This window comes from Desulfobotulus pelophilus, assembly GCF_026155325.1.
In the GTDB taxonomy this organism is placed as follows: Bacteria; Desulfobacterota; Desulfobacteria; order Desulfobacterales; family ASO4-4; genus Desulfobotulus; species Desulfobotulus pelophilus.
The window spans coordinates 1-1,330 of record NZ_JAPFPW010000060.1; the positions used below are offsets into that span (position 1 = coordinate 1).

The 1,330-nt window shown below is 50.4% G+C and carries 1 protein-coding gene; it reads left to right on the forward strand.

The window, feature by feature from the left end:
• Positions 1–110: 110 nt before the first annotated feature.
• Positions 111–1,330, forward strand: a 1,220-nt coding sequence (gene ltrA, locus OOT00_RS15960; RefSeq protein WP_265426417.1) for a group II intron reverse transcriptase/maturase, incomplete at its 3' end; no start/stop codon positions are given.

The window sequence follows — 1,330 nt, forward strand, 5'->3', positions numbered from 1 at the left end:
TGAAGGCGTATATTGCCGGAAACGGATAAAAGGAGCCTTCCCTCCGCAGAAGAATCGGAGCGAACAGGCAGTAAGCGTTGAATGAAGAAACGAAGCACAAGGAATCGTGAATGGGTACAAGGATCTGGTACAGTCTGTATGATCGTCTTCTGCATGAAAAGGCACTGCAAGAGGCGTTCAGGAAAGTAAAGTCTGCGAATGGCGCTCCCGGTATAGACGGGCAGTCCTGCAAAGACTTTGCCCTCGGACTGGAAGAGAACATTCACCATCTCTTGAAGGAACGGAAGGAGAAAAGCTATCAGCCGGAACCCGTGAAGCGGGTTGAAATCGCTAAACCCGATGGAGGCATCCGGAAGATAGGCATTCCGACAGTCCGTGACCGTGTGGTCCAGCAGGCGCTGAAGAACATACTGGAACCGATCTTTGATCCGGAGTTTCACCCTTCAAGCTATGGCTACAGGCCGAAGGTGGGAGCACACGACGCCATTGCCAAGGCGACGGCGTTCATGCGGAACTACGGATTGACCCAGGTTGTGGATATGGATTTGAGCAAATGCTTTGATACGCTGGATCACGACCTGATCATTGAAGCCGTACGAAAGAGGGTCAAGGATGGAAGCATCCTTACTCTTTTACGGAAGATGCTGGAAAGCGGCGTTGAACTATCCGGAGTGTTTGAGGAAACGGAGGTGGGGAGCCCACAGGGCGGTGTTATCAGCCCGCTTCTTGCCAACATCTATCTGGATGCATTCGACCAGTTTATGAGGAGGCGGGGACATCGGATCGTTCGTTATGCGGATGATATTCTGATTTTCAAGGCCAGCAGAGCTGGAGCAGAAAACGCTCAGGAAGTAGTGAGCACTTATCTGGAAAAAGACCTGAAACTGACGGTGAACCGAACCAAGACTCACATAACGAGTCGGAGGCAAGGCGTTCCATTTCTCAGTGTGCGTATTTACCCGAGATACATTGGGATAAAGGAAGAGAGGATAAAGGCTTTTAAGGAGAAGGTGAGACGCTGCACCCGGCGCAATACGCCTGTAAACATGGAGAAAATCATCAGGGATCTGAATCCGCTTCTGCGTGGTTATGCCAACTACTTCAAGGTTGCAAACTGCAAAAAGCTGTTTGGATCTGTGATGGCATGGATACGAAGGCGTCTGCGTGCAATCCAGATGAAGCAATGGAAAAAACCAGCAAGCCTTCACAGGCGACTCAGGCAACTGGGTTATAAAGGAGACTTTCAGTGTATCCGAATGAGCTCATGGAGAAATGCCGCCTGCCAACTCAGCCACTGGGCCATACCCAATAAATGGTTTGAAAAAGCAGG